Raw genomic sequence first — 4,495 nt, 5'->3', positions numbered from 1 at the left:
GACGCCCATTGCCGCGAGATCGAGCAGGGCATGGGTGGTTCGCGCACTCTCCTCAATCAATAACCTTTCCGTGATCTCAACGGAGATGGGCAGTGCTTGGCTGGTATCGCGCACCAATTGCATCCAGTGGTCGAGGGCCTGGTCCTTGGTATGGAAAAGCCGCGGGGACACGTTGATTGACAAGGTAATGGGTTGCCTGAGCGTCCCATTGATGCGGCGCAATGCGTGCGTCGCCTTGGTCATTACCAGGTAATCGATTTGATTGACAAGACCGGTTTCTTCCGCGAGGGGAATAAACTCGGTCGGGGACAACCAGCTGCCATCCTGGCGCTGCCAGCGCGCCAGTGCCTCACAGCCGACAATCCGGCCATCTGTCGTGGCAACGATGGGCTGTAAATGCACGGTTAATTCATCGTCGCGTATGGCGGTGACAAGGTCGTTGTACAGGTGGTGGCGGTGTTCGGACCTGCTCTGCATTTCCTCGGTATAGAAATGCCAGCCGTTGCGGCCGCTTTTCTTGACTTCATACATGGCCTGGTCGGCATTCACCACCAGGCTGTCCGCGCTGCTGGCATCGCCGGGATAGAAGGCAATGCCGACACTGGCGCCGCAATGCACTTCCGCACCGCCGACGTTGAATGTTCGGCCCAGTTCCGCGACCAGTTTTGCGGCGATTTGTTCGGCCGCGGCATCACTGCTGACATCGTGCAAAATGACGGTAAATTCATCGCCGCTGTGTCGGCCGACCGTATCCGACTCCCTTATACAGGCCCGAATTCTGCGGGCAGTTTCCTGTAGCACCTGGTCGCCCTCGCGGTGACCATAGTTGTCATTGATGGCTTTGAAATGGTCGAGATCAACGAACAGCAGTGCAATGGAACAGTCTGTACGCCGAGCCCGAGCCATGGCGGTTTCCAGGCGATCCCGGAACAGTTCCCGATTGGGCAGATCCGTCAGGCTGTCATAGTTGGCCTGTCGTTCAATCTTCGCATCGGCAATTTTTTTCTCGGTGATATCCTGAATTGCCCCGACGATTTCCAGGCGGCCCTCATTGTCCTGCAGGGGGTCGCCAATCAGCCGAAACCAGGATTTCCCGCCGCGAGATCTCACCTCGAGGTCGACATTCTCACCGCTGTGCAGGGCGTTGCGCAGCTGCTGGGCAATATCCAGTCCCGAGGCGGCAATGAGCGAGTGTGTGAAGGCCTCGACACTGGGCCGGGTTTCTGCCGCGCCGAGGTTCAACAGGGTCCGCGCCTGCTCGGAGAGTTCGCTGATGGTCCCGGATTCGTCCATGCGCCAACCGCCGACCTTGGCAACGGTTTCCACCTCGCGCAGGAACTCGGCATGTCGTCGCAAAACAGCCTGGTAGTGTTTCTGGCTTTGGCGGTTGCGCCGGTAGGCAAACAGTAGCAACACAATCAGGAGCGCAAACAACGCTGAGGAACTTCGTATCAGGATCAGTCGCGGTGAGATGGCGTCAGCATCCATGCCGCCGATAGCGCCGATCTGCCAGGATCCGCCACCCATGCTGACAGTCTGCTTCACCACCTCGGGATGGGTGAAAATGTCCGGGCGCCCGTAAAAGATTTCTCCGCCGGAGCCGCTGCCATCCTTGCCGCGAATGGCAATTTTGAGCCCCAGCTCAGGGTCGAGCAGTCCGGCTTCACGGTACACGGAAGCCACGTCAATGGGAGCCGATACGATCCCCCAGCTCTGCAGTGCACCGTCCGGCCCCATCACTGAGATGGGCACTCTACCGATAAACGCGCGATTACCCTGAATGAGATCCAGTGGTCCGGCAATAATCGGTTCATTGGCTTCAATGGCGTGTAACACGGCGGGAAACTGTTGCGGATTTTTCCGGTAATTCAAGCCGATCACCGCCTCATTACCGCGCTGTGGGTAGATGTATTTGACGATCAAATTCGGAGCCGCAGCCAGGTTGATCAGTTGCGGGTCAAGCTTGAGAATATTGATGGCGTACTTTTCGAATTGTTCCTGGGACAGATTGGGATTGGCCGCGATAAAGGCAGCCACCCCGCTCAGTTCGGCAAGGTTGCGCGCCAGCACCTGTTCCAGTTTCGAGCGGACAGTCGCTAGTTGTCCCACTACCCGGGCTGATCGCTGGGTCAGATCATCCTGTCGGTGCCAGGCTTCCAGTCCCTGTTCCACCAGAAGCACCAGGAGCAGAATTGAAATCTGCCAACTGCGACCGCGACCGATGTGCCGGAATACCAGTGCGAAAATCAGGATCAACAGGGCCGCGGCTGCCCAGAACAGGATTGAAAAGGTGTAGGGGGACCCCTGTGGTTTGGTAAAAAGCAGGGAGGTCGGATCATAGGGCTGTTCGATTTCGCCCAGGCGCTCCAGAATCTCGTAGGTGCGTTGCCAGCGCTTGTAATCGACATGGCCCAGATCGACGACCGGATAGTAGGTGTATTCGTCTATCCGCTGTGCGAATTTCCGGTTGTACGCCTCAAAATCGTCATAGCGGTAGATGTAACGGGGTAGTGTCCTGGCGATTCGCTGGGCGATTGCAGCCCGATGTTCCAGTGCATAGCGCCAGCCGTTGAGGCTGGCCCGCAGAAATTTGTCGGCCAGTTCCGGGCGCTCACGCGCCAGTTGGCCACTGGTATAGAGCATATCCCCGTAAAACTGGATGCCGTGATCACTCGGGCTCAACGAATTGAGGGGCAGGCCGAGCTCTTCGCCGCGAATGCGTGCAGAAATACCATAGGTGACAATCGCGTCGGCTTTGTCGGCGAGCAGGGAATCCAGGCTCACCGGTTCATCCACAAACCGCACGCGCTCCGGATCAACCCCGTTCATGAAAAACATGGCGCGCGCTTCGAGACGGGTGTCGTCTGAGGGAACCGAGGCGATACGCAATTGCGCGGCCTGTGCAACGCTACGCATGGGTTGCTTTTCCAGCGCAAACAGTGCCCCCGGCGAACGCTGGAAGATGGGTGCCAGTACCTTCAGGTCGCGCCCCTGTCCCCGGTAAATGAAGACATCGGCGCCACCGATGGCGAAGTCGGCGCGGCCGCTGGTCAGTTCCTCCAGGGGGGACAGGAATCGGCCATCCGGGGTCGCCGCCGAGCGAATCTCGACATCAAGCCCTTCGCGCTCGTAGTAGCCCTGCCAAAGCGCCGCATAGTAGCCGGCGAACTGGAACTCGTGCTCCCACTTCAGCTGCAGAACCACCTTGTCCCCAGCCTGAACCCGGGGGCTCAAACCGGTCAGGACCAGGGCGGAGAGAACAAAGATATATAAGAAAAGGTTTCTAAACATCGGGGCATTATAGATGCCCAAATAAAAAGGCCGAAATCTTCTTTGGGATCTCGGCCTTTTTAGCTGCCATTTTCGTCAAGAAACAGCTCGAAAATCCGGGTCAGAGATTGAATGCCGGTTCCATTAATTTTTGCTCACTTCTACTGAGCCCGATGGCACTTGCTTTAGCCTTCCAGTTGGCAACACTGGCGAGTACTTCATCTTTAATCTTTAGCGCCTGGCCACGGTCGAGTTGAAAGAATTCGATGACCTCCATGGCCAGCTCATAGTCCAGGCGGTTATCGCTGTCGGTGATATTGAGATGCAAGCCATTGGCAGGCGTGACTGGGTTGATGTCGTAGGCCGGAGATAGCAACCAGCCCCCTTGATGGTAGATGAATCCGTGGTTGCGGAGGTGGTCATCGGTATTGGAAATGGCGATGTAAAACACGATGCGGCGCCATAACTGCGCGAGATCTTCTTTGGTATTCGCCCCGTGCTCGGACAGGAATTGTGCGAGCTCCAGATAGCAGGCGTCATGGTCGCCGTCGTAATAGCCGAGTTGTGTCATCGCCGACGTAAAATGAAGGCGGCTTACCTCGGTGCGATCAAAGCGTTTGGTGAGAAAGGTATGATGGTAGTTGCCGAACTGTTCAATTCGGCTCTCCGGCATGGTTACCCCTGCGTCCAGTGCTAATTGATAGGCGACGTATTCCCAGGCGGCGATATCGTAATCATCCTGCCGGCTGGGAAACTTGGCGATCCACAGGTGCCCATCCTCGTCGATCACACTGGCCTTGGGTCGGGCGCCGCCCAGCGAAGAGCCCGGTGACATCAGCATGGCTAACCATTTCACGTATTCTGGGTCATCGCTATCGGTGTTTTCTTCCACCTGCCTGGCGGCGTGCTCAAGTTCTCTCAACGATGAGAGTGGCGGGGCAGCAAGGCGTTCATCGTTGTCGAGAAAAGGGCCATCCAACTCGTGTTTGAATCTCAGCGCGCCAGCCCGGTGAAGGTCGTGTACCCCGAGAAGATAATCGATTTCATTCAATACTCGTGGGCGACGTTCTTCCTGGCGGGCATGAATTGCCTCGCGCCTTTTCATGAGCAAACGCCCCCAGCGATCCGGACAGGAATCCAGAAACACCCGGAAATTTTTGTCGTCTTCACCGTGCTGTTCCCCGGAATAGAGGTTTAGCTCAGGGTCGATTTGCTGTGCATAGGG

The 4,495-nt window shown here is 57.0% G+C and carries 2 protein-coding genes; both read right to left on the bottom strand.

Annotated features, from left to right (window positions below; genetic code table 11):
• Nucleotides 1-3,204 (bottom strand): diguanylate cyclase domain-containing protein (locus tag ABY948_RS11375; RefSeq protein WP_461482655.1); only part of this gene is annotated, 3,204 nt, incomplete at its 3' end.
• 187 nt (nt 3,205-3,391) lie between these two features.
• The coding region (locus ABY948_RS11370; protein ID WP_461482654.1) for a type II toxin-antitoxin system HipA family toxin at nt 3,392-4,495 on the bottom strand (1,104 nt) is incomplete at its 5' end.

Source organism: Porticoccus sp. (genome assembly GCF_041592135.1).
GTDB lineage: Bacteria > Pseudomonadota > Gammaproteobacteria > Pseudomonadales > Porticoccaceae > Porticoccus.
This window is presented reverse-complemented; position numbering and strand designations above follow the sequence as displayed.